The 23,185-nt window shown below is 58.8% G+C and carries 19 protein-coding genes and 1 tRNA gene; 10 read left to right on the forward strand and 10 right to left on the reverse strand.

Annotation, left to right across the window (positions count from 1 at the left end):
* Nucleotides 1-2 precede the first annotated feature (2 nt).
* Both Enr8_RS15280 and Enr8_RS15285 read left to right on the forward strand, forming a co-directional pair.
* Complete coding sequence (locus Enr8_RS15280) at nt 3-1,730, forward strand: hybrid sensor histidine kinase/response regulator (RefSeq protein WP_246120095.1); 1,728 nt, start codon at nt 3-5, stop codon at nt 1,728-1,730.
* A gap of 93 nt (nt 1,731-1,823) precedes the next feature.
* Nucleotides 1,824-3,020 carry a metallophosphoesterase gene (locus tag Enr8_RS15285; RefSeq protein ID WP_146433017.1) on the forward strand — a complete coding sequence of 399 codons (1,197 nt, stop codon included), beginning with the start codon at nt 1,824-1,826 and terminating at the stop codon, nt 3,018-3,020.
* Nucleotides 3,021-3,102: 82 nt separating this feature from the next.
* Here Enr8_RS15285 and Enr8_RS15290 read toward each other — a convergent pair whose 3' ends face one another.
* The 5 genes from Enr8_RS15290 to Enr8_RS15310 all read right to left on the reverse strand — a co-directional run bounded on the left by Enr8_RS15290 (nt 3,103) and on the right by Enr8_RS15310 (nt 11,330).
* Nucleotides 3,103-5,073 carry a vWA domain-containing protein gene (locus Enr8_RS15290; protein WP_146433019.1) on the reverse strand — a complete coding sequence of 657 codons (1,971 nt, stop codon included), beginning with the start codon at nt 5,071-5,073 and terminating at the stop codon, nt 3,103-3,105.
* Nucleotides 5,073-5,978 carry a DUF58 domain-containing protein gene (locus tag Enr8_RS15295; RefSeq protein WP_146433021.1) on the reverse strand — a complete coding sequence of 302 codons (906 nt, stop codon included), beginning with the start codon at nt 5,976-5,978 and terminating at the stop codon, nt 5,073-5,075. The genes Enr8_RS15290 and Enr8_RS15295 overlap by 1 nt, the downstream gene beginning before the upstream one ends.
* Nucleotides 5,979-6,043: 65 nt before the next feature.
* On the reverse strand, nt 6,044-7,078 hold the full coding sequence (locus Enr8_RS15300; RefSeq protein WP_146433023.1) for an AAA family ATPase: 1,035 nt from the start codon (nt 7,076-7,078) through the stop codon (nt 6,044-6,046).
* 63 nt (nt 7,079-7,141) lie between these two features.
* Nucleotides 7,142-10,225, reverse strand: coding sequence for a VWA domain-containing protein (locus Enr8_RS15305; RefSeq protein WP_146433025.1), 3,084 nt, complete (start codon nt 10,223-10,225; stop codon nt 7,142-7,144).
* A 175-nt stretch (nt 10,226-10,400) separates the two neighbouring features.
* Nucleotides 10,401-11,330, reverse strand: a complete 930-nt coding sequence (locus tag Enr8_RS15310; RefSeq protein ID WP_146433027.1) for an NHL repeat-containing protein — start codon at nt 11,328-11,330, stop codon at nt 10,401-10,403.
* Nucleotides 11,331-11,495: 165 nt separating this feature from the next.
* On the opposite strand from Enr8_RS15310, the gene Enr8_RS15315 reads away from it, so the two are divergent.
* From Enr8_RS15315 to Enr8_RS15325, 3 genes are all read left to right on the forward strand, one after another.
* Nucleotides 11,496-12,638: an L-threonylcarbamoyladenylate synthase gene (locus tag Enr8_RS15315; RefSeq protein WP_146433029.1), complete on the forward strand. Its 1,143-nt coding sequence runs from the start codon at nt 11,496-11,498 to the stop codon at nt 12,636-12,638.
* A 29-nt stretch (nt 12,639-12,667) separates the two neighbouring features.
* A complete protein-coding gene (gene rpiB, locus Enr8_RS15320) occupies nt 12,668-13,138 on the forward strand; it encodes a ribose 5-phosphate isomerase B (RefSeq protein WP_146433031.1) in 471 nt (156 codons plus the stop codon).
* 609 nt (nt 13,139-13,747) lie between these two features.
* Nucleotides 13,748-15,556: a methyl-accepting chemotaxis protein gene (locus tag Enr8_RS15325; RefSeq protein ID WP_186767674.1), complete on the forward strand. Its 1,809-nt coding sequence runs from the start codon at nt 13,748-13,750 to the stop codon at nt 15,554-15,556.
* Between the two features lie 27 nt (nt 15,557-15,583).
* On the opposite strand, the gene Enr8_RS15330 is transcribed toward Enr8_RS15325, so the two are convergent.
* The 5 genes from Enr8_RS15330 to csrA form a co-directional block, all read right to left on the reverse strand.
* Nucleotides 15,584-16,180 (reverse strand): pyroglutamyl-peptidase I family protein, encoded by a 597-nt coding sequence (locus Enr8_RS15330; RefSeq protein WP_146433034.1) that lies wholly within the window; start codon nt 16,178-16,180, stop codon nt 15,584-15,586.
* Nucleotides 16,181-16,192: 12 nt separating this feature from the next.
* Complete coding sequence (locus Enr8_RS15335; RefSeq protein ID WP_146433036.1) at nt 16,193-17,155, reverse strand: aldo/keto reductase; 963 nt, start codon at nt 17,153-17,155, stop codon at nt 16,193-16,195.
* Nucleotides 17,156-17,177: 22 nt separating this feature from the next.
* Complete coding sequence (locus tag Enr8_RS15340) at nt 17,178-18,197, reverse strand: ferrochelatase (RefSeq protein ID WP_146433038.1); 1,020 nt, start codon at nt 18,195-18,197, stop codon at nt 17,178-17,180.
* Between the two features lie 106 nt (nt 18,198-18,303).
* Nucleotides 18,304-18,376, reverse strand: a tRNA-Glu gene (locus Enr8_RS15345).
* Nucleotides 18,377-18,544: 168 nt separating this feature from the next.
* On the reverse strand, nt 18,545-18,754 hold the full coding sequence (csrA, locus tag Enr8_RS15350; protein ID WP_146433040.1) for a carbon storage regulator CsrA: 210 nt from the start codon (nt 18,752-18,754) through the stop codon (nt 18,545-18,547).
* Nucleotides 18,755-19,366: 612 nt separating this feature from the next.
* On the opposite strand from csrA, the gene Enr8_RS15355 reads away from it, so the two are divergent.
* The 5 genes from Enr8_RS15355 to Enr8_RS15375 all read left to right on the forward strand — a co-directional run bounded on the left by Enr8_RS15355 (nt 19,367) and on the right by Enr8_RS15375 (nt 23,127).
* Nucleotides 19,367-19,894 (forward strand): NuoI/complex I 23 kDa subunit family protein, encoded by a 528-nt coding sequence (locus tag Enr8_RS15355; protein WP_146433043.1) that lies wholly within the window; start codon nt 19,367-19,369, stop codon nt 19,892-19,894.
* 116 nt (nt 19,895-20,010) lie between these two features.
* On the forward strand, nt 20,011-20,454 hold the full coding sequence (locus tag Enr8_RS15360) for a DUF2203 domain-containing protein (RefSeq protein ID WP_146433045.1): 444 nt from the start codon (nt 20,011-20,013) through the stop codon (nt 20,452-20,454).
* A 210-nt stretch (nt 20,455-20,664) separates the two neighbouring features.
* A complete protein-coding gene (locus Enr8_RS26630) occupies nt 20,665-21,294 on the forward strand; it encodes an NADH-quinone oxidoreductase subunit A (RefSeq protein WP_146433047.1) in 630 nt (209 codons plus the stop codon).
* Between the two features lie 45 nt (nt 21,295-21,339).
* Complete coding sequence (locus Enr8_RS15370; protein ID WP_146433049.1) at nt 21,340-21,867, forward strand: NADH-quinone oxidoreductase subunit C; 528 nt, start codon at nt 21,340-21,342, stop codon at nt 21,865-21,867.
* A gap of 54 nt (nt 21,868-21,921) precedes the next feature.
* Nucleotides 21,922-23,127: an NADH-quinone oxidoreductase subunit D gene (locus tag Enr8_RS15375; protein WP_146433051.1), complete on the forward strand. Its 1,206-nt coding sequence runs from the start codon at nt 21,922-21,924 to the stop codon at nt 23,125-23,127.
* Nucleotides 23,128-23,185 lie beyond the last annotated feature (58 nt).

Consider the following 23,185-nt stretch of genomic DNA (forward strand, 5'->3'; position numbering starts at 1 on the left):
GGTTGGCTGGTAAGCCCAAGATCCTCTGTTTGTGCGCACCAGGTGGGCAACACTCGGTTCTAGAGCAATTGCGCACCGACTACGACATTACGGAAGTGCAGACGCCGCTCCGCACTTTCGCCCTGTTGAAGAATCATGAATTTGACGGGGTCTACATCTGTACCGATTATTTCGAAGATTCCTCTCGTATCGGCAACCTTCTGCAGAACGAGCGAATCTTGGAAGGGATGCCCGACGGGGTTGCGATGCTCGATCGCGACAATACCGTACTCTGGGCGAACAGCTGTTTGCAGCGCTGGGCCGGTTGCGATGACGTAGTCGGCCGTAATTTTTATGGCGCCCTCAACAGTCCCGAAATCCTCGGCCCCGATTTCTGCCCGTTCCATACCGCTCTGACGTCGGGTCGTCCCAGCACGTCAACGCTGCGAACCGAAGACAATCAGTACTATCAGGTTCACGCCGCTCCGGTTCTCAACCCGAACGCGTCACCCAAGAACCTGATCGTCACGATCCGCGACGTCACCGAAGAAGTGCTGCAGCGGCAGAAGCTGGAAGCGATTCACAAAGCCGGCATCGAACTGGCCGACCTGACGACCGAAGAGATCTTCAATATGGAGGTCTCGGAGCGGATCGAACTGCTCAAGTCGAATATCCTGCACTACACCAAAGACCTGCTCAATTTCGACGTCATCGAAATCCGCGTCCTCGATCAACGGACCGGAGAGCTGGTCCCGCTCCTGTCGGTCGGCATTGATAAAGAAGCGGCCGAACGCGAACTGTACGCCCAATCGACCAACAACGGCGTGACCGGCTTCGTCGCGTCGACCGGCAAGAGCTACCTGTGTGAGGACACCCAGTCTGACCCGCTCTACCTGGAAGGTTTTAAGGGAGCGAAAAGTTCGCTGACCGTGCCGCTGATTCTGCACGACGCGGTGATCGGTTCGTTCAATGTCGAAAGCCCCGAACCGCGGGCCTTCACCGAGAGCGACCTGCAGTTCCTCGAAATCTTCTGCCGCGACCTGGCCCTGGCGCTGAACACGCTCGAATTGTTGTCGGCCCAGCAAGCCAATACCGCCCAGGCGAGCGTCGAAGCGATCCACAGCGCCGTCGCGCTGCCAGTGGACGAAATCCTGAACGACGCCGTCAACGTCATGGAGCGTTACATTGGCCACGATGAAGAAGTGGTCGATCGTGTCCGCCGCATCATTCAAAACGGCCGCGACATCAAGCGCGTCATCCAGAAGGTGGGCGAGCGGATGACGCCCAGCAAAGCGGTACCCGCTTCGGTTCAGGCCGAGGTACGTCCGCGTCTGCGTGGCGCCCGGGTGTTGGTAGTCGACGAGGACGAATCGGTACGCAGCGCCGCTCACGCTTTGCTCGATCGCTACGGCTGCGATATCGAAACGGCCCATGACGGGGCCGAAGCGCTCTGCATGGTCCGAGCCGGACTGCATGGCGCCGGTTACGATGCGATCATCTGCGACGTTCACCTGCCCGACATGTCAGGCAACCGCCTGTATCAGCGGCTGAAGGATATCGTCACCCCGGTTCCGATGATCTTGATGACTGGGTTTGGCTATGATCCGGGACACTCGATCGTGAAAGCTCGTCAGACCGGCCTGTTGCCCAACGCGGTCTTGTACAAGCCGTTCCGCCTGGACGACTTGCTGGCAACCGTCGAACGGATTATCGAAGCGTACGCCGATCAGGCTCAGACCGCCTCGCAATAACCTGCCTGGCGACTTGGCGGGCGAAGGCTTCCCTCTGCGGGGTTTCTGTTGTCCGGCGACTTTGGCCGCCACAACCCTGCGACAAAATGCACCATGTCTTCGCCGCTTGATCCCTCTCCGCTCGCCTGGCTGTTGATTCTGTTGGCCTTGGCGGGGCACCTGGCTCTGTGGTCGCGCATCCATTGCTACGTTCACTCGCTTCCCTGGAAGCAAACGGTGATCGACTGGTTCGAGCTGGCGATTGTGTTAACGACCGGCGTCGTACCGCTCGCCTACGTCGCTTACTTTATTTTTGCCCCCACTCTTGATTGGGCCGGCAGCGAAATCTGGTACCAGTTTCCCTTGCTCTACTTTTGGGCTTGCTGGACGGCCCTGGTGATCGCCTTTGGGCTGTGGGTGCAGCACCGCTTGGACGAACGTCATGCAGCTGGCTATTTCCAGAGCAAGCAGATCGGCGCGGTCGACCTGGTTCGTGAAGTCCCAATCGAAGAACTCGCGATCCCCAAGATACAGTTCGCCTATCGTTTCCCGGGCAATCAGATTCTGGAGTACGTCGTCACCGAAAAGGAGCTCTTCCTGCCGCGGCTGCCGGCGGCGCTGGAAGGGTATACGATCACGCATCTCTCCGACTTGCACCTGACCGGCGAATTTTTGCCCCCTTTCTACCAGCACGTCATGGAGCGGGCCAATGCGCTGCAATCCGAGATGATCGTCATCAGCGGCGATATCTTCGACAAGGACGTCTGCATCGGCTGGAGCGAGTCGACCTTGGGCAAGCTGACGGCGCCGGATGGGGTTCACTTTGTGCTGGGAAATCATGACACGCGTCTCGCCCAGGTGCAGCCGGCTCGCGATGAACTAAAGCGGCTGGGCCTGATTGACCTGGGGGGGCGATGGATCGAAAAGACGATTCGCGACACGCCGATTGTCTTGGCCGGCGATGAGGCGCCTTGGATGTCGACCGTGAAAGATGTCGAGCAGTGCCCCCTTGAGCACAATGGAGATCGACTCTTTCGCTTGCTGATCGCCCACACGCCCGACCGTTTGCACTTCGCCGCCGATCACGACTTTGACCTCGTGCTAGCGGGCCACAATCATGGCGGCCAGATCCGCTTGCCGGTGATCGGCCCGATGATCAGTCCCAGTCGCTATGGCGTCCGCTACGCCAGCGGCATCTTCTATGAACAGCCGACTCTGGTGCACGTCTCGCGTGGGCTGTGTGGAACGTTCCCACTGCGGATTCGTTGTCAGCCGGAGATTACGCGGCTGATTTTGCGCCGCAAGGCTTAGATAGACTCGCCTTTTACTTGCGAACGCACTGCCTCGCTGGCGCTGCGGGCTCGTGTTCCGTCTGGCGGAATGTCGAAGCCGACTACAAGTAAACCCGCCGGTTATAGATCCACCATTCGACCAGCAGCACCACGATTGCGGCGGCGACGATCCATTTCCAGAAGTCGACGCGAACTGGCTCCCAGCTGCTTTGCCCTTCGATCGGTTCGCCCCAGTCGGTGGCGATCGCCTCGGCGGGCAGAGTGTTCGTTTCCTGCGAGTCGAAAATGTTCACCGAGAAGCTTTGCGTGACGTCGGGACCGTTCCCTTCGCGGACATCGTAGGTCCCCAGCTGATCGGTTTCGCTGAAGCTGAACAGGTTTTTCCCTTCGCGGCCGATCTCGCGTACCCGACCGGTTGGCGGCGTTACCGAGACTTCTTCGACCGGCGTCGAAGTGCGCAGTTCTATCGGCACCCCAGGGCGAACTGACAGGTCGGCCGCGCCTTGGCGGACGTCGCCAAGATACTCAACCACGTTTTTCACAAACACCGGAAAGCTCTGGCGTTTCGGCCATTCGGTGTTGTAAAAGGTCGAACCATCTTTCTCGATCATAAACTGAAAGCCAAGGACCGCATCTTCAAAACCTTTGCGGGGGGCGATCGCCAACAGCGGGCCATGCTGCGAATCAATCAGCGTGGTTCCACCCTGCACTTCCACGGGAGTGGCGTAGCCGATCATGACGTTGGTCATTTCGATGAAGTTCATCATCGGGTGCGAATGGGCGATATCGATCACCTGCGGCACGGTCACCTCTTCCCCTAGCTTCCAATTGTCGCCAGGAGGAACGACGCCCAAAAAGAGGGTGCTCGACTCAGGCATGTCTTCAGGGACGCAGTTGTCGTAGATGATCAGATCGTAGACGCCGGTCGCCGCTTCTTGTTTGTATTGATCTTCTTGCAGATAGCTGGGGTCGACTGTCGTCACGCGGGCCAGACGCGTGATCGCCTCGGTCGCCATCGCCAGGCGGAAGTAATCGTTCCCCGTACTAACCATCAACACGTTCGCTTTGCGGGGCGGATTGATCGCGGCGTAGGCGACGTTATCGGCTTTCAGCACATCATCAACGTCGAGCGTCAGACGCAACTTGCCGGCGTCGAGCGTTCCCAGCTCAAACTGAATCCCCGCGGCGCCTTCGGCCGGCAGCTTGACCGTTTGGGCGTCGAGCAAATCGTCGTTGTAGTAAAGGTTCGCGACCACTTCGTCCGGAGCGTCCCCGACTCGTTCGATGCGGGCATACGCTTGCAGCTCATCATTGCGGTCCGGATTGCGCTGCGTGTTGAAGGCGACGATGCCGACGTTGCCGGTCAACGGATCGCCAATCGGCACGTAAATTGGCGCCAGGTTGCCAAAGGTGAAATCGGTAATCGCCGGAAAGCGGCCGTCGCTGAAGATATAGAGCGTCGCCGGTTTGGCGTCGGCCACGCCTGCGTCCCCTTCGCTGAAGGCCGATTGGCCCGGATTGGCCAAGCCTGATGCGACGCGGAGCGCTTCGCTGATGTTGCTGACCCGATTGGTTGGCTCGATGGCGGTCAGTTTCCGCTGCAAGATCCGGCGGTCGTCGGTAAAGGCCTGCTCGATCTTGGCGCGATCGGCAAAGCTGACCAGCATCGCGACGTCGCCTGACTGCATCTGGTCGATCATCTCCGCGATGCGTCGCTTCGATTCTTCGAGGCGGTTCTTGGCGTCAGGGACATCTTCGGCGGCCATGCTGGCCGAGTTGTCGATCAAAAAAACGAAGCGATCCCCGATTAGCTTTTGCCCCTGCATGCCAGGCCGCAGCGCCGCCAGAATCAACAGCAACACGAACAGCAACTGAAGAAAAAGCAGAATGCTTTGCCGTAGACGCTGCCAGAGACTGTTGACGTGCAGGTCCTCGATCGTGCGGCTCCAGAGATAGGTACTGGGCACTTCGAGCGGCTGCCGGCGAAGTTTCAGGAAGTAAAGGGCGACGATCGCCGCCGGCACAATCGCCAGCAACGTCCAGCCCAACCAACCTAGCGTCGGAAGAAACATTAACGCACCAGTCCTCTCTGTCGCAGATACGAGGAGACGACTTGATCAACCGGCATGTCGGTGTTGGCCAGCATGTAGGTCATGCCGCGTTTGGTGCAGAACGACCGGGCGCCTTCGACAAAGGCGTTGAGCGTCTTGCGGTACTTCTCTAGCAGCGGCCGGCTGACGGTGATTTCGGCGGCGTCTTCATCCTCGGCGTCGACCAATCGCAGATCCCCTTTCAGCTGATCTTCTGGATTCAGTTCGACCGGCGAAAGCGTATGGATCACGTAGACGTCCATCTGCTGTGCGGTCAGAAAGCGGAACGCCGCCTCGTAGCCGGACTTGTCCATCAGGTCGGTGATTAGGACCAGAACGCCCTTGCCTTGATTTCGCAAGCAGAACGATTTGACCGCTTCGAGCAATGAGACGTTTTCGCCCGGCTCGATCTGGTGCACATAGTCGAGCATCCGCATCAAGCTATGGCGTCCACGCAGGACAGGGCCGGGTTTGCGAATCGGCGTGCCAAACGTTTCGATTCTAACGCGATCGGCTCGGCAGAGACCGATGTAGCCGAGCGCCGCCGCCATCTGCTTGGCGAAGTAGAGCTTGGTCGGTTCGCCGAAGTCCATTGATGTGCTGGCGTCGATCAGCGTGAAAAAGTGGAGGTCTTCCTCTTCCAGGAAGAGCTTCAAGAAGAGCTTATCGAGCCGCGCGAACGTGTTCCAGTCGATGAAGCGGAGGTCGTCGCCATGCACGTAATTGCGAAAGTCGGCGAACTCGACGCTCTGCCCTTTCCGTTTGCTGCGGCGTTCTCCTTTCATCCGTCCACGAAAGATCTTCCGACTGACCAGCTCGAGCCGTTCAAGCTGGGCCAGCATCTTGGGAGATAGAAGATCGGCGGGCGATATGGTCGTGGCAGGCATACGCGTTCGTAGCGTCCTTAGCGAGAATCAGCGTCCAGGAATGGCGAAGCGAGGTAACGCCGCGACTAGCTGCTGACGACCCGGGCGGTAACCGGCTCGTCGTCGCTCTTCTCCGGAAGTTTTTCGAGGATCTCGAGCAGGACGTGATCGGTATCGAGTCCTTCGGCTTGGGCTTCGAAGTTCAGAATCACGCGATGGCGCATCGTCGGCAGGTAGACGCGGCGAACGTCCTCGAAGCTGACGTTGTAGCGGCCATCGAGCAAGGCACGCACCTTCGCAGCCAGCGCCAACGTTTGGGCGCCACGCGGGCTCGAACCCCAGCGTAGGTATTGGTTGGTGACCGGCAAGGCCATCGGCCCATCGGGATGGGTGGCCAGCGTCAGCCGCACGATGTAGTCCTGCACATGCTTGGCTAGGATCACTTCGCGGATCAGCTTCTGCCACTTCATGATCTCTTCGCCGTCCATCACCTTTTCCGGCTCGGCGAACGTTCCCTTGGTGGTCCGATCGATGATCGTCGCCAGATCTTCCGCCGTGGAGTAACCGACGACCAGCTTGAAGAAGAAACGGTCGAGCTGCGCTTCGGGCAGCGGGTAGGTTCCCTCTTGTTCGATCGGGTTTTGCGTCGCGAGCACGAAGAACGGCTTCTTCAGTTCGTACCGCGTGCCGCCGACGGTGACGCAGAATTCCTGCATCGTTTCGAGCATCGCCGATTGCGTCTTGGGCGTGGCGCGGTTGATTTCGTCCGCCAGGCAGATCTGCGTGAAGATCGGACCTTTTTGGAACTCGAACACGCGGCGACCTTCGGGGGTTTCCATCACCATGTTGGTCCCCAAAATATCTGCCGGCATCAAGTCAGGCGTGTACTGGATGCGATTGAACGGCAGATCGAGCGTCTGGGCGAGCGTCCGCACCAAGAGGGTTTTGCCGAGACCTGGCACACCTTCCAGCAGGCAGTGACCGCCGACGAACATGCAGGTCAGCACGCCATGAATGATCTCGTCGTGCCCGACGATGACGCGACCGATTTGCTCTCGCACTGCGTTGTACCGATTGCGGAATTCTTCCGCCTGTTGTTGCATCGTCTCGCCGACGCTCATGTCGCATTCCTCACGGGTGATTGGATGACGAGTCTATCTGGATGGGAGTTCGTATCGTCCGCGTTATTCTTGCGGCGGCTGATCGCCGCGTCCCTGCTGCTTGCGGGCCTTTTGCTTCGCTTTCAGCAACCGTGACGTGTAGTTGTCTTCTTCGCTCTCGGTCGCTTGCTGTTTGGGTTGAACGCGGCGTTCGAGCTTGGGGCCGCTGGTCGACAGTTCGTCGGCCACGGCGTCGCCTGATTCCGCAGCGGCGTCGTCCGATTCAAATCGAGTGCTGGCCCGCCGCTGATCAATGTCGGAGGCGACCTTCTCCTTGCTCATCCGCAGCCGTTCGAGCCGATCGTCTTGTTTGACTTCTTTGCCGAAGCCAAACAGGCGGCCGACATACTTAATCGCCGGGCTCAGCCACTGTAATCCTATCGTAACCCGGCGGATGAAAACGTCGTGAAAAAAAGCGATCGCACAGATTACCACCAACAGGGGCCAAATCGGCTGACTGCTGATCGCTTTGGCCAGATTATGTCGGAAGGTATCGACCTCGAGCAGGTCGTCGACGCGGCCCAGGGCCATTTTGCCTTCAATCATCGCCCCTTTTTCGCCCCCGGCTGGTTCTAGATCGGCCAGCGACTCCAGCAGATTGCGATTGGTAAATTGCTGGCGAAATTCAGCCGAGTAGGGGACATTCACCCCAGAGCGAAGTGGGGCCTGGCCGGGGCCCGGTACGAGCGACAGGAAATAGCTGCCCGACTCATCGGAATCGAACTCGCCGATGTAGCGGCCCGGCGCCACCTGTTCCAGACGAAAGTCGCGCGTCTCCATCCGCGGATCGACGGCGTTTCCGGAGATGTTCAGAAAGTTCAGGTATTCGTCATCCTCGCCGATCGCAGTGACGACGACGCGAACCTTGCCGTCCTTCGCTTCGCTGGCGATCGTGAATTTCCCCTCGTTGCCGCTGGGACGCATCGCCCAGCGAATCATCTGCGTATAGAACTTGTCGTACCCGTCCCAGCCGGTCCACTGGTTCGTCCAGCGGTGTCCGGAATCGCTGGTAAAGACGACGCTGCGTCCTAAGCCATACGTCCAACTGGCCAGCAGCGTGGCGTTCTCTGGATGCTGCGCTGGATCGGGGGCGATCAGCGCGACGTCGACCAGCGGGTTGTTTTTGACCGACGTCATCACGTAGCCGTCGAACGAAGGGAAGCCGTCGGCGCCAGTCGTGATCTCATGCGGGTAGCGACCGAGCGGAACCATGCCGGGATGATCTTTGACCAAGGGTTGCGCAATGCGGCGGGCTTCGCGCTGATAGATGCGCGGCAGCGCCTTGGGGTTGGTCACTTCGTAGTACTTGCCGCCGGTCGCCTTGGCGATTTTCTTCAGCTCCTGGCTGTTCGCCGGTCCATGGGTGCCGATGGCGACGGTCGTGACCTTGATCCCGGCTTTGGAAATCGCGCCGAGCGTCAACGGATTGGCAGGTGAGGGGTCGCCGTCACTGATGATAATCATGTGTTTGATGGCGACTTCATTGGGGGGCAACTGGTTGAAGGCCCGCAGCGCCATCTTCATCGACGGTTCGAACTGCGGCATGTCGCCCGGCGTCATTCGCGACATCTTGGCGAGCATACCGGCGCGATTGGGGCCCACGCGAATCAGCCCGTTGCCGTTGCTGGACCAGAGCCATTGGTCGGTGTTGCCGTAATGAATCAAGCCGCAATAGTCAGAGTTTCCGAGCGCCTGCAGCGCTTCGCGACCGATTACCTTTTGCCAGTAGTTGCCTTGCGGCAGTTCCGAGGCGTGCATCAACATCGCCAGCGCGCCAACCGGAACGACCTTCGCGTCTTTGATCGTAAAGTCGACCGGCATCGCTTTTTCGAGTTCGGTATTGGCCCAGCCGCCGGCGCCAAACGCCTGTGGCCCGCCGAGCATTACCAGCCCACAGCCCATCTGCTGTGTGTTGCGGACCAGCACGTCAATCTGCTGATCGCTAAAGCTGGCCAGATCGCCGGCTTCGGCTCCGCTCGAGCGAGGCGTGCCCGCCAAGATGACGCAGTCGTAGCGCTGCAGTTCGGCCAGCGTGGTGAACAACTCGTTGGTCGGCATCACGTCGACCTCCAGGTTGTTCAGCCGCAACCGTTCGACCAGCGTGTCGTATTCGCCAGGAGTGGTCCAATCCTCGATCAACAGAATATTGCCCTTGCCGCGGACATGCGTGAACGCGGTCGCGGCGTTGTTCTGCGTCATCGAGTCGTCAGTACGGTCTTCGGGGAAGAACTCCGCCTCGAAGGTGTAGAAGTCGGGGCGATCGATCACCTGCTCGAAAGTAAGCACCTTCTTGCCCGGCGGTAAGACGACCTCCTGTTCGGCAAGTTCCTCTTTGATCTTGCCCGCCTTGCGAGAGACGACCAGCTTGCCCCGGACGACGCCGTCGTTGTCAGGCGTCGGCTCGGTCATGTTGTTGATCACAACCGAAGTCCGAATCGGCTCTCCTTTCCGAATGTCGTCGGGGATCGTCACCTTTTCGACGGCGACTTCCGATCGGCTTGACAACTCGATCGGCGCCACGTCGAGTCCGATTCCGGCTGCGGCCAGCGAACGAGCGATCGGCTGCGCATCGCCGAGCGTCTGATTGCCATCGGTGACGACGACGATCCGTTTCGCTTCATCTTCCGAGAACGAAGCTTGCGCCAGCTTTAAGGCCGCCTCCAGGTTGGTTGCGTCGAGCTTGATATGGTCCAATCCGATCAGGCGGCGACGTCCAATTGGCACGTCATCTTCGTAGGGCGGAACTTCGATCGCCCCTTCGCGGCCAAAGACGATCACGCCCGCCCGATCGCCGCGCGCCGGTTGGCGGTGTTTTTTGACTTCCTTGGCGACGTATTGCGCCATCGCGGCCCGCTGCTCTTCGGGAATGCTGAGCGACTGGTCCAGCACGTAGATCACCGTCAGGCGATGATTGACGCGCAGAAACTGCGCTTCGGCCAGGGCGCAGATCAGCATCACCAAGACCGCCGACCGCAGGCCGAGCGCCATCAAGCGGCGGACGGGGCCCAGCCCCGCCAGACTGCGGAAGCTGAAATACCAAAGCAGCGGCAGCGTCGCCAATAGCCACAGCCAAGCCGGTTTGTTGAACGCGATGTCGATCCCGAACATGGTGCGCCCGCTTGGCAGGGAAAAGGTGACGAAGGGTACGAAACTGCTTCAGACGAAAAAACGTTGCAGCAGCGCCGTAGGAGATTCCGGAAAAGGTGGTCGCTTGTTCCCTCTATGGTACCGCTTGGAAAATCGTAAAGCGATAGCCGTTACGTACTTTGGGAAATTCTGTCGATTACAACGCGACCCGCTGTACCCGATGATTGTTGGAGTCGACTACATGCACGCGCCCCTGACTGTCGAGGGCCAGCGCCCAAGGGCAAAACAGTTGACCCGGTTCGCGGCCGTTGCCTCCCCACACGCCCAGGCTCTCGCCATCAAGAGTGAACTTCTGTAAACGATGGTTGCCGAACTCGATCACGTAGACGTGACCCTCGCCGTCGAGGACCAAGTCGTACGGATAGCTCAACTGTCCAGGCTCTTCGCCTTGGATTCCCCACATTTTGACCAGCACCGCCTGATCGCCGGTCGCGTCAAAGACCTGAATCCGGTGGTTGCAAGCGTCGGCGACCCAGATGCGGTCCTCGGCGTCGATGGCGATATTCTGCGGGCGAACGAACTGTCCCGGCTCGCTACCGTGTCCTCCCCATTCAAACAAATATTCGCCATCTGGGCTAAATTTTTGAATGCGGTCGAATTGGCCATATTCGCCGATGTAGTAATTTCCTTGCGAGTCCTGCACGGCGTCGGTCACAAATCCGAACTCACCAGGGCCATGTCCTTCGACGCCGCCGATCGTCTGCTCGTCTAGTTTGCGGCCGTCAGCGGTGTAAACCAGCATCCGGTTGTAGTGCGTGTCGGCGATCAGCAGGTCGCCCGCCTTATTGAACGACAAGCCTGAGGGTCGACCGCGATAATATTCCGGAATTTGCCAGGCACGCAAGAAAGTCCCGTCCCGGTCAAAAACCTGGATCCGGGCCGTCATATCGACGATGTACAAGCGGTCGTCGGCGTCGATGGCGACGGCCCGCGGCTTTTCAAACTTGCCGTTGGAGATGCCTCGCTCGCCCCAAACGGTCTCCAAACCGCCGGGTGAATCCAAACGGGGGACGCAACCGCCGAGCAGCCAGAGAAGCGAACAGAATAGGAGCAATTTGCGAAACATCCGCCTATTATTTCGCGAAAAGGGGGATAAGGGCAACGGTTCGGCCACAATATTGCCGATTTGGGGCTTCCACTTGTGGAGCGCGGCAGCAATTCCGTATAGTTAACTTTTGGCTAGACAATAACTTCGGGCAAGTAAGCCCCTAGCGGAGCGCAAGCGGCGAGCATGACAGTTCGGGTTATCGACGTAAAGGCGGCCGAAGACCGTCGCGACGTCATTCACCGTGCGGTTCAGTCCCTCGCCGAAGGGCAAATCGTCGCCTTTCCGACCGAAACCGTGTACGGCGTCGCCGTCTCGGCGCTCAACGGTGGGGCGATCGACCGCCTGATGGAAGCGAAAGGGCGTCCGAAAAATCAACCATTCGCGTTGGCGATTCGCAGCAAGGACGAATTGACCGATTACGTCCCGCAGGCGACGCCGCTGATGAAGCGATTGGCGATGCGTTGTTGGCCGGGTCCGGTCACGTTGGTGTTACCCTGCGATGATTCGCGCAGCGTGGTGCAAAGCCTGCCGCCGAGCGTCATTCCGTCGGTTTCCCCCAGCGGCTTTGTCGGACTGCGGATTCCTTCGCATGACCTAATTCAAGAAGCGATGCGGCTGTTGCCGGGGCCCCTGGCCCTGACCAGCGCCAATCGCTCGGGCCAACCCGACGCCGTTCGGGGGGGCGAGGTGACCGACGCGCTGGGCGATGCCCTGGGTTTGGTGTTAGACTGCGGCAAGTGTCGCTACGCTCAGCCGTCGACGGTCGTCCGCGTGGTCGGCAACAAGGTAGAGGTTTTGCGTTCTGGCGTCGTCTCGGAGAAAGTTTTGAAGCGTCTCAGCAGCTACTGCGTCGTATTCGTCTGCACCGGCAATACCTGTCGTAGTCCCATGGCCGAAGTGTTGATGCAAAAGCACGCCGCCGAGCGTTTCGATTGCAAGATCGAAGAGCTGGATGGGCGCGGCTTTATCGTCGCCTCGGCGGGTTTGGCCGCCTTCCCCGGCGGACGGGCGGCGCCAGAGGCCATCAAAGTTATGGGAGATCGCGGGCTCGACCTGTCGGGGCACGCCAGTCAGCCGCTCAGCGATCGCTTGGTTGAGCACGCCGATTTAATTCTGACGATGACTGGCAGCCACCGAGACGCGATAATGGCACAGTGGCCCGATGCGGCGGACTACACACACAATTTATGCTTGGACGGGTTTGACGTGGCCGACCCGATTGGTCATCCCGAAGTCGTCTACCAACAGTGCGCCGACCAGATCGAGGCGGAAATCATCGCTCGCGTAAGAGCGATTGATCTTGATCATTTGCCGGCGACCTCCTGAGGTCTTGCAAAGGGGAGGGTTAGAGAACCATGCGCATCGCCATTGGCAGCGACCATCGCGGCGTCGCCGTTCGTCATAGCATTATTGAGTTACTGAAGCGACTTGGGCACGAAGTGCACGATGTCGGCGCTTTTGACTGCGGAAGCGTCGACTATCCCGATATCGCGGCGACAGTCAGTCAAAGCGTCGCCACCGGCGAGGTGGACCGCGGCGTTCTGATTTGCGGCAGCGGTATCGGTATGGCGATCGTCGCCAACAAGGTGCCTGGCGTCCGCGCCGCCACATGCCACGACGATCTCACGGCCGAGATGAGCCGTCGTCACAACAACGTCAACGTCTTGTGCCTGTCCGCCGACATGTTGGGCGAACGCCTGATCGATCGCATGGTCGAAATCTGGCTGACGACCGAGTTCGAGGGTGGCCGTCACGCTCGCCGGATTGAAAAGATCTGCGAGTTTGAGAAGCGCCTGCACCAGCAGCAAGAGCAGAAGGCGCCGTAGCGTTGGCACTATTCTCGCATTCCTGCGATCCCAAAATAGCGACGTAAGTCGTTATTTTGCGAGCCCCGAAGAGCCTGTTGAAAAATGCCACGATGGCATTTTTCAACAGGCTCTTCGCGCTCAAAGTTCGATTGGGCCGATTCTAATGGGCCCTTCATCTGAGGGGTTAAAGATCCATGCGGGAAGCCGCCGATTTTCTAGTGGCCGATCTTTGCCTATTGGTCCCCAGGAAAGGGTGGTCTGCCTTCCACCATCCCGTCTCGTTTTGCGTGCAATTCTCATATCGTGGCTAATTTCGCGAGAGTCGCCAGTCGTAATCCAGCGGCAACCTATTATTGCGAAAGCCGTTGAATTCCGTCCTGCGGAGCAACGTGGCGTGCACAAATAAACAATCTGACAGCTGCTAGTTATGGAGAGATTGGGGAGATGATGCTAAATCGACTAAGTTTGACCAAGAAGACGATCTTGGGATTTGCGTCCGTATTGTTGCTGATGGTCATCGGCTCGGCTGTGTCTTGGAATGCACTTAGCGGCGCCACGACCGGTTTTTCCCAGTATCGAAAACTGGCGCGTGATTCTAATTTTTGCGCTGACCTTCAAAGCTGTATGATGCAGACGCGATTTGCAGTGAAGAACTTCGATATCTATGGTCGCGACGTGGATATCAAGAAATATGGCGATCGTTTGGGTGAAATCACCCAACAGCTGGCCGACGCGAAATCGCGAATCGAGAGACCCGAACGACGAGAGATTGTTGACGAAATCTCCGCTTTGATCAGCGAGTACGACGCTTCTTTCGAGCAAGTGATCGCCAACCGCCGTCTCCGCGATTCGGAGCAGCGCGACGTTCTGGATGTACAGGGCCCGCAGATTTCCAGCTACATGATTGAAATCATGAACTCGGCACAAGTCGACGGTGACGCGGAAGCGGCCGCCGCAGCCGGCGAGGTCTTGAACACCCTGATGGACGTTCGTTTGGGAGTCTACAAGTATCTCGACTCGGCGCTGCCGGAGCACCACCAAAGCACAACTCAATTGCTCGCTAAAATGGCAAGTCAATTGGAAAAGCTCGATACGGAAATACAAGACCCGAACCGCCGGGCATTGCTAGCCAAGTCGGAGAAGTCGGCGCAGTTGTATGCTGCCGCGTACGCCACGATGGCGGAAGCGCTGAAGAGCGAACGCCAACTGATGGCGGATAGCCTGGATGTGATTGGCCCAGCCGTGGCGGCGAAGGCGACCGAGTTGAAAGGGGAAATCACCGGCGAGCAAGACAAGTTGGGTCCGCAATTGCAGACCGCCAACCAAACGGCGCTGGCGATTGTAGGCGGCGTCAGCGTCGTCGCTGTCGTGTTGGGGGTGATAATTGCGACCTCGTTGAGCCGTTCGATTATTGGGCCGATTCGCAAGGTGATGACCGTGTTGAATCTGGTCGCCGAGGGAGACTTGCGTCAACAACTGCAAGTTGAGTCGCAGGACGAAATCGGAGCGATGACCAACTCGCTCAATACGGTGATGAAACAGTTGCGAACGGCGATGACGGAACTGGCGACTAACGCCGGCGAAATTGCTCGCTCGGCCAACGAAATGAATGAGACCGCCGACAACATGGCGTCGATTTCTGACGATACGAAATCACAGTCGACCTCGGCTGCCGGCGCCTCCGAAGAGATGTCCGCCAACGTCCGGACCATCGCCGCCTCAGCCAACCAAATGTCGGGCAATTTGGATTCGGTCGCCAGCGCGGTCGAGGAGATGTCGATTAGCGTCAATCAAATCGCCCAAAACATCAAGCAGGCTAGTCACGTCGCCGGCGAAGCGAACCAATTGGCGGAAGGAAGTCGCCGCGAGTTGAGCGAGTTGGGCGATGCGGCCAACGAGATCGGCAAGGTCGTCGAGCTGATTCAGGATATTGCCGAGCAGACCAACCTGTTGGCGTTAAACGCGACGATCGAAGCGGCGCGAGCCGGTGAGGCTGGTAAGGGGTTCGCCGTCGTCGCCGAAGAAGTCAAGCAACTGGCTCGCCAAACGGCCAACGCGACCGAAGGGATTCGTACTCGCGTTAATGGGATTCAGAACGCCTCTAACAATTCGGTCGAATCGATTGAAGCGATTCGTAAGGTGGTCGGCAATCTCAGTCAGATCTCTCGAGATGTCGCCGCGGCGATTGAGCAGCAGTCGACCGCGACCCAAGAGATCGCCAAGAATGTCGCTCAATCAAGCTCGGCCGCTCGTCAGGTCTCGAAGGCGGTTGACGAATCGGCCACCGCGGGCGAGGAGATTTCGCGAAACGTCGTCTCGGTCGACCGAGGCGCTCAACGGGTTTCGGAAGATGCGGGGCGCACGAAGACTTCAAGCAATCAACTCGCCGGCATCTCGCAGCGATTGCAGTCGCTGGTGGAGCAGTTCCAGGTCTAAAGCTTCGGACGTAGGGCAAACTGTGCCCTACTTGGACGCTTGATCGGCCAGCCAACAAAAAGTCGTCGCCATCATCTTCTGGATCTTGGCGACCGGCCAATCGCCCGAGGCGCTGCCGTCTTGTTCGGCGGCGAGGGGCACGTGGACGAAGAGGGCGTGTCCTGGGTTGCCAATCTGCTCGCTCTGCTGCAGGCTCCAGTAATAGACGGCGTTGCAGAGATACGTGCCGGCGTGAAAGCTGATGTCGCCGCAGATGTCGGCCGCCTGCAGCGACGCTTGCCAGCTGGGATGGTCAAGCTGGGTGCGAAATGCCTGGGGGCCTTCGTAATCGAGCGGTCCTGGCTCGGCGGCGCCGACTTGTTTCCAGTTGATGGCGAACATCTCGAACTCGGCGTTGCGAGCTTTGCTCGACTGGCCGAAGTGGAGCGTCGCGGCGTACGACTTCTCGCGATAGAGATCGGCCAATTGCGCATGCGCGGCGACATATTCAACCGGCAGGATCCGCTGCTCGACTTCGTAGTCGGGGGCAAGCTCGGACAGCGTAAGTTCGCGGAGCGCCAGTTCGGTGCAGTTGGTCGCCAGTTCGCCGAATGGCTCGAAGCCGGTCACCAGGATGCGTTTCATGGGTGTCTCGTTTTACTCGGTGGCGACGACGTAAGGGGCGCCGCGCTCGCGAAGCATGACGGCGATTTCCGCCTCTTCGGCCAGCGTGATTTCCCAGTCGAGGGCGCCTGCGTTGTCTTGCAGTTGGTCGACCCGTTTGGCGCCGCACAGCGCAGCGGTCACGCCTGGCTGGTTCAGGGTCCAGCGAATGACCAACTGCGAAACGGTCCGTCCCATGCGCTCGGCCATGGCACGCAGTTTCTCGACCAGTTCCAGGTTCTTGGCGTACTCTTCCCCTTGAAAACAAGGGTATTTGGGACGGCTGTCATGCGGCTCGAACGTTTGATCAAGCGTCATCTTGCCGGCCAGCAGGCCTTTCATCAGCGGCCAGTAGCAGGCGACCGCGATATTCTGTTCACGACACCAGGGGATCAGGTCGACTTCGGCCCCGCGGAACAGCATGTTGTACGGCGGCTGAATGATCTGGATCGGGCAGACCTGATGAAACTCGATCGTTTCGGCAAGCGTGAGGTTGGAGACGCCTACCGCTACGGTCAGACCTTGCTCTTGCAGTTCGCGAAAGGCAGCCGCGGTTTCGGCGATCGGCGTGCTGCGATCTAGGGCATGCAGGTAGAGAATTTCGACACGGTCGGTGTTCAGGCGGCGAAGGCTCTCGGCCGCTTCGCGGCGAATCGTCTCGGGCCGAGCGTCGCGATGTTGCTTGCCGTTTTCCCAGTGCAGGCCAGCCTTGGTCGCGATCACATATTCATCACGGCGCTCGGCGATCACCTCGGCGATATACCGTTCGCTTTCGCCTTCGGCGCCATAGGCGAAGGCGGTATCGAAGAAGTTGATGCCCAGGTCGAGCGCCGCGGCGACTGTCGCCCGACTGTCCGCTTCGGTGACGCCTGGGCTGGTCATGCCAGTCAGCGGCCAGCAGCCAAGCGCCGCGGGGGAGACCTGCAGCGAAGTGTCGGCGATCTGTCGGCGTTCCATGTTCGCGTTGCCAGGGTTGAGGTTAGGCGGGACGTGGCCGCTGCGGCGTGTACAGGCAGCAATCAGCCGGGCAAAAGTCGTGCGATGGTCCCATTGTACCGACTGCCAGCTTGGGCTGGTCAGCGTTCAAGCGTTCCTCGATCAACTCCCGGATCATCTGGACAAAGCGGGGGCGAACGCCGGCGGTGCCGCTGCGAATGAAGTTGAGCCCGACCTCGGCGGCCGTGTCTTTCGCTTCGGTATCGAGATCGAACAGCACTTCCATGTGATCCGAGATAAAACCGATCGGCGAGACGATGACGTCGCTGGCGCCCGCCTTCGCCAAGTCGCGGATCACATCGCAAACGTCCGGTTCCAGCCAAGGTTGCGTCGGCGGGCCGCTGCGGCTTTGGTAGACCAGCCGCCACTTGGCGTGGCCGGTCGCTTCGCTCACCAGGCGGCAGCTTTCTTCCAGCTGTTTGACGTAGTTGCAGTTCTCCGACATGCCGAGCGGAATGCTGTGCGCGGTGAAGACCAGTTCGGCGGCGTCGCGCCGCTCGGCCGGGATCTGGGCGAGCGACTCGTTGACGCACTCGGTCATCGTTTCGATGAAGCCGGGGTGATTGAAGTAGGTGCGGATCTTGTCGCACCGCGGGGCGTCTTCGCCAATTTCGGCCTGGGCCTTAGCGGTGTCTTCGCGATATTGCCGACAGCCGGAGTAAGAACTGAAGACCGACGTGACGAACACCAGCGCGTGGCCGACGCCATCCGCTTTCATTTGCTGCAGCGTGTCGACCAGGTAGGGCGTCCAGTTGCGGTTGCCCCAGTAGATCGGCAGGTCGACGCCATGCTCTTTCAGTTCGACTTCCAATGCCGCGATCAGGTCGCGGTTCTGCTGGTTGATCGGACTGACGCCGCCGAAATGCTGGTAGTGTTCGGCGACTTCGAGCATTCGCTCGCGGGGAACGTTGCGACCGCGGAGGACGTTTTCCAGAAAAGGAATGACGTCGTCGGGGCCTTCCGGGCCGCCGAACGACTGAACGAGCAGGGCGTCGTATTTCATGATCTTACGGGGGGGCTACGAGGGAAGCTGATTTCGTTGACTAAGAGTTGTAGCCGCAACGCGCAAAAAAATAGCCCCTCTCATGGAGAGGGGCTATTTTTTTGAGTGACCCCAACGGGGTTCGAACCCGTGTTGCCGGCGTGAAAGGCCGGAGTCCTAGGCCACTAGACGATGGGGCCCCTAGGTGAAAAGCTCTAAAATAGCGTCTGATCCCGATTGTGTGAAGGCGGGGGAGCGCGTTATCTGGGGTAGATACGGGAAAAAGCGTTTGGTTCACCAAGAAACAGGAAAAAGTACGGCACCTAGTGCAGTATCGCAGCGGAAATTAAGACGCTTCGATCCTTCAACTAGCCTTCAGTGCTGGGCGAATCAGCGCCCGCTTTTTCCTGAGACTCGTTACGAAGAATCGCGTCATAAACTTCGCGGCGATGCACCGGGACTTCTTTGGGAGCTTCCACGCCCAAGCGTACCTTGTCGCCGCGAATTTCCACGACCACGATCGTAATGTCATTGTTAATGACAATACTCTCGTTCTTTTTCCTTGAGAGAACCAACATTTCCTACTTCTCCACTGTCGCCAGTTGTTACGCCGGGGGAGGGAACGATTTTTTGGCGACTGGGTTTTGTCGGACGCTTGATGGGCAAACCCGACTGCGTTAAATTACCTGAATCGTTGGGAGACCTGCTGAGGTCAGCCCCGGTTGATGAAAAAGGAAACAAAGGGAATTCAAATCTAGCGAATTCCGATCAGCCGATTTCAAACCGTGAGGGCCGTAATTCAACGGGCGCCAAGGCGATCTTCTCAGGCGTCGCACGGCCTGTGCGCATACACGCTTCCCCTTCACTCTACGTGCTAAAAGTGTGTCGTCAAGCGAAGACGTTCGCCCAATCTGAGGAAATCCTGGAATCTTTTTCCGGGGAAATGCACATTTGGCACAGGTTCCCGCGTTTCTTTAAATTGCCCCAGTTGTCTAGGTGGAAGACTGCTAAGTGATTGGCATATTTGAACTTGCGTGGATTTGCTAGATTATGAAATCTGCTTTGCCTGCGAATTAAACGGCGCCTATCGGTCGTTATGTTGAGGTCGCTCCTGGCGTGACAGTCGACCGCAATGGCGATATCTTGAGGGCGCGCTCTGCAAAATCGTTGGATTAGGAGGTGCCTGCGCCATGTTGACTTGGCTGCGCAACGTCTATGCGGCGGTGGTCACGGTCGCCCAGGGCTTGGCCATTACAATTCGTTACTGGTTCAGCACTTACAACAAAGATCGTAAGGCGTTTACCGAGCACTTCGAATACCCGGAGCTGCCGGTGGCGGTCTCGCCGCGGTATCGTGGCTTCCATCGATTCGACCTCACCACGTGCATTGCCTGCGATCAATGTGCGAAAGCTTGCCCGGTCGACTGCATCTACATCGGGAAAGAGCGTGTTGAAGGGGCGAAAGGCTTCGCCGTGACCGGGTTTACGATCGACTACACAAAGTGCATGTTTTGCGCACTTTGCGTCGAGCCTTGTCCGGTCGACTGTATTTTCATGGGTGGGACCCTCGACCTAAGCAGTTATAGCCGCGACGGCGCCATTGTTGATTTCTCCCGCTTGCCGGTAGAAATTGCCTGGGGACGCAGCTCGCTCAATCCCACGGCGGTCGCCGAGTCGAAGGTGATCGTAGAGCCAGTGCATAGCGGTCCTAATCAATAAAATCGTTACCTTGGGACTGTCGCTCAAGAATCCGCTGCAGGTCGCTTTTCAAGGAGCGAAGCGAGGCTTAGACTTGGGTTAGTCAGTCTTCTCTCGAACAGCGATCAGGTTATTTGATGACTTCATCTTCCGTGCCGTCGGTTCGTGTCTTTTCTGTCGAACAAGCGAATGCGATGTTGCCGCTCGTTTCGGCGATCGTGGCCGATATCGTTGAGCTCTCGCGCGATGTGATTTCGCGCCGTGAACGGATCGTCGACCTGGAGCATCGCGCCAATTACGACAGCGCTCCGCGCGTTTACGCGGAAGAGCTGCGTCTGGTGAAGGATGAGCTGCAGAGCGACTCGGATCGTTTGCAGAACTACGTCGAAGAGCTGCGCGAACTGGGCGTCGAGCCGAAGAGCGGTCCCGAAGGGCTGGTTGATTTTCCGGCGGTGATTAACGGTCGCTCGGTCTTTCTCTGCTGGAAGTTGGGTGAGCCGACCGTTTCGCACTGGCACGACATGGATGCTGGCTTTGCTGGCCGTCAGCCGATTACGTCGGATTGCGCCTTTCAAGACTAAAGGCTGCTCGAGGCTTCTGAGGCTCGCGAAGTCCTGAATTCGCCGAGCGAAATCGCCGCTCGCCAGCTTCGGCTAGTTGCATTGAATCCCGGTAGTTCTACAATCCGGGTTGAGTTGCTTCTGCCGTTCAGGGTGATCTCTCCGGCCAGTGGGTCGCAGTGATGGGCGCTGCCGGCGAAGCAAATAGGTTTTCGCCTCGCGGGATTGGTAATGACGCTCTCTACGACGATTGTCGGCTATCTGCTGTTGTTCGGCGGCGTCGGTATGGGGTTTGTGCTCTTCAACATCGTGTTGGGCATGTTCCTCCGTCCCAACAATCCCAGTGAAGAGAAAGGCGAGATCTACGAATGCGGCGAGCCGACCATCGGGTCCAGCTTCGTGCAGTTCGATCTGCGGTTCTACGTCGTGGCGCTGCTGTTCATCATTTTTGACGTCGAAGTGGCGTTCTTCTTTCCGTGGGCGGTCGTGTTTGGAAAGTCGGCGCAGTTGTCCGATCCCGGGCAGCCGGTCGTGATTGAAAGCGCTGAGGGGCCGGCGACCCTCTCGCCGGCGGTGATTGGATTGCATCGCGAGTTTGGCCTGCCCGAGTCGCTGAATAATGAAGTCGCCACCGGAGCGGTTTCGCCAGGAATGGTGCACCGGGGCGCCGATTCGCTGCTTTGGACCTGTCTGGCCGACATCGGTATTTTCTTCGCCATCCTGATGGTTGGGTTCGCCTATGTCTGGAAACGGGGCGATCTCGACTGGGTGCGGGCGATGACGCCCGAGGCGCGGGCAGGGCCGGACGAGGCGGTTCGCACCTCGGCGTCGCGGTCACAGGCGATGACCCATTCGCGCTAGCGCCCGGCGAACGGCCTTGAGGCGAAAACTAGACGAGCAAACATCATGAGTCAAAAACAAGTGCTAGAGCGGCTGCAGCAGCGATTTGGCGACTGCGTCACGCGCGTTGAGTCCGATGCGATCGATCCCTGGGTCGAGGTGACGCCCGACGGACTGACCGAGCTTTGTCGCTATCTGCGCGATAGGGATGACTTGCGGTTTAACTACTGCAACTCGATTTCGGTGGTCGACTACTGCGATCTCGATGGGAAGGCAAGCAAAGCTGGGTGGGCGCCGCACTTGGAAGTGGTCTATCACCTTTCCAGTATTCCCAGCAAGCGGACGCTAGTCGTCAAAGTGATGCTGCCGCGGTGGAAGGACGACGTCGCAGGGCAATTGCCCGAATTGCCGAGCGTCTCCGGCGTCTGGAGCACCGCCGATTGGCACGAGCGGGAAGCGTACGATTTGTCGGGCGTGTGGTTTACGGGGCATCCCAATCTGCAGCGGATTTTGTGCCCCGAGGATTGGGTTGGTCACCCGCTGCGAAAAGATTACGAAATGCCGCTGGAGTATCACGGTATTCGCGGGCGCTAAAGCGAAAGCGGCGCTTGTTGGCGGCGAAGAAAACGAAAGTGGAGCGAAGCGGTTATGGCCACGGCGCCACAATCCGGCATTGTTGAACTGGACGTCCGCACGGACGAAATGCTGGTCAATATGGGCCCGCAACATCCCAGCACGCACGGCGTGTTGCGGCTGGTGCTGCGCACCGATGGCGAGATCGTTTCGGAGGCGACGCCTCACATCGGCTACTTGCATCGCTGCGCGGAGAAAATCGGCGAGAACCTGACGCCGCGGCAATGGATCCCGTACACCGACCGGATGGACTATCTGGCCGGTATGAACATGAATCTCGGCTGGGCGCTGACGGTCGAGAAGTTGCTCGACTATGACCTGCCTGAGAAGGCCCGGCATCTGCGGGTGATCATCGCCGAACTAAACCGAATCGCCAGTCATCTGGTCGGCATGGGAACCTACGGGCTCGATCTCGGCACGTTCAGTCCGTTCCTGTACGCCTTCCGCGAACGTGAGAAGATTCTCGATCTGTTGGAGGATGCGTGCGGCGCTCGGCTCACCTACAGTTATTTGACGCCCGGCGGCGCGACGGCGGACTTGCCGCCCGGTTGGCTGCAGAAGCTGACGGCGTTTCTCGATCAATTTGAGCCGGTGATTCTTGATTATCACGCGTTGCTGACGACCAACGCCATCTTCGTCAAGCGAGCCGCCAATATCGGCTTGCTGTCGGCCGAAATGGCGATTGACTATGGTTGTTCGGGTCCGGTTCTGCGCGGATCAGGCGTCGACTATGATTTGCGCCGCGATGGCGAGACTCGGTATACGTCGCTCTACGCCGACTACGCCTTTGAGGTGATTGTCGAAAAGAACGGCAGCTATCCCCGCGATCATGAATACCCGCCGGTTCCGGCCGAAGCGGTTTTGGGGGATTGTTGGCATCGGTTCTATGTCCGAATGCTGGAAGTGATCCAGGCGATCAGCTTAATACGCCAGGGGATCGAAAAGTACAGCCTGTCGACCGGGGATTGGGGAACGCCAATCAAGTTGTCGACCAAGCTCCCGAAAGGAGAGGCGTATCTCGAGACGGAGTGCCCTCGCGGGCAGATGGGTTTTTACATCGTCAGTGACGGAACCGGGCCGATCCCGCGTCGCGCGCGTGCCCGCAGCAGTTGCTTCAGCAATCTGTCGGTCGCGCCCGAACTGATCCGCGGTTGTTTGATCGCCGACGTTCCGGCGATCGTGGGGTCGTTGGATATTGTGATGGGAGAGATCGATCGCTAGGCGAAAAGCCGTGTGTTGGCGATGATTTTCCCCTTGTAGCTGGTTTCGATTGTCCGCA

The organism is Blastopirellula retiformator, assembly GCF_007859755.1.
Taxonomy (GTDB): Bacteria; Planctomycetota; Planctomycetia; order Pirellulales; family Pirellulaceae; genus Blastopirellula; species Blastopirellula retiformator.

What these genes read in the sequence shown, in the direction of transcription:
- Enr8_RS15335 (WP_146433036.1), bottom strand. Translation starts at nt 17,155, where the DNA reads ATGGAACGCCGACAGATCGCCGACACTTCGCTGCAGGTCTCCCCCGCG.
- Enr8_RS15325 (WP_186767674.1), top strand. Translation starts at nt 13,748, where the DNA reads ATGCAGACGCGATTTGCAGTGAAGAACTTCGATATCTATGGTCGCGAC.
- Enr8_RS15285 (WP_146433017.1), top strand. Translation starts at nt 1,824, where the DNA reads ATGTCTTCGCCGCTTGATCCCTCTCCGCTCGCCTGGCTGTTGATTCTG.
- csrA (WP_146433040.1), bottom strand. Translation starts at nt 18,754, where the DNA reads ATGTTGGTTCTCTCAAGGAAAAAGAACGAGAGTATTGTCATTAACAAT.
- Enr8_RS15290 (WP_146433019.1), bottom strand. Translation starts at nt 5,073, where the DNA reads ATGTTTCTTCCGACGCTAGGTTGGTTGGGCTGGACGTTGCTGGCGATT.
- Enr8_RS15295 (WP_146433021.1), bottom strand. Translation starts at nt 5,978, where the DNA reads ATGCCTGCCACGACCATATCGCCCGCCGATCTTCTATCTCCCAAGATG.
- Enr8_RS15340 (WP_146433038.1), bottom strand. Translation starts at nt 18,197, where the DNA reads ATGAAATACGACGCCCTGCTCGTTCAGTCGTTCGGCGGCCCGGAAGGC.
- Enr8_RS15315 (WP_146433029.1), top strand. Translation starts at nt 11,496, where the DNA reads ATGACAGTTCGGGTTATCGACGTAAAGGCGGCCGAAGACCGTCGCGAC.
- Enr8_RS15355 (WP_146433043.1), top strand. Translation starts at nt 19,367, where the DNA reads ATGTTGACTTGGCTGCGCAACGTCTATGCGGCGGTGGTCACGGTCGCC.
- Enr8_RS26630 (WP_146433047.1), top strand. Translation starts at nt 20,665, where the DNA reads ATGACGCTCTCTACGACGATTGTCGGCTATCTGCTGTTGTTCGGCGGC.
- Enr8_RS15375 (WP_146433051.1), top strand. Translation starts at nt 21,922, where the DNA reads ATGGCCACGGCGCCACAATCCGGCATTGTTGAACTGGACGTCCGCACG.
- Enr8_RS15310 (WP_146433027.1), bottom strand. Translation starts at nt 11,330, where the DNA reads ATGTTTCGCAAATTGCTCCTATTCTGTTCGCTTCTCTGGCTGCTCGGC.
- Enr8_RS15305 (WP_146433025.1), bottom strand. Translation starts at nt 10,225, where the DNA reads ATGTTCGGGATCGACATCGCGTTCAACAAACCGGCTTGGCTGTGGCTA.
- Enr8_RS15370 (WP_146433049.1), top strand. Translation starts at nt 21,340, where the DNA reads ATGAGTCAAAAACAAGTGCTAGAGCGGCTGCAGCAGCGATTTGGCGAC.
- rpiB (WP_146433031.1), top strand. Translation starts at nt 12,668, where the DNA reads ATGCGCATCGCCATTGGCAGCGACCATCGCGGCGTCGCCGTTCGTCAT.
- Enr8_RS15330 (WP_146433034.1), bottom strand. Translation starts at nt 16,180, where the DNA reads ATGAAACGCATCCTGGTGACCGGCTTCGAGCCATTCGGCGAACTGGCG.
- Enr8_RS15300 (WP_146433023.1), bottom strand. Translation starts at nt 7,078, where the DNA reads ATGAGCGTCGGCGAGACGATGCAACAACAGGCGGAAGAATTCCGCAAT.
- Enr8_RS15360 (WP_146433045.1), top strand. Translation starts at nt 20,011, where the DNA reads ATGACTTCATCTTCCGTGCCGTCGGTTCGTGTCTTTTCTGTCGAACAA.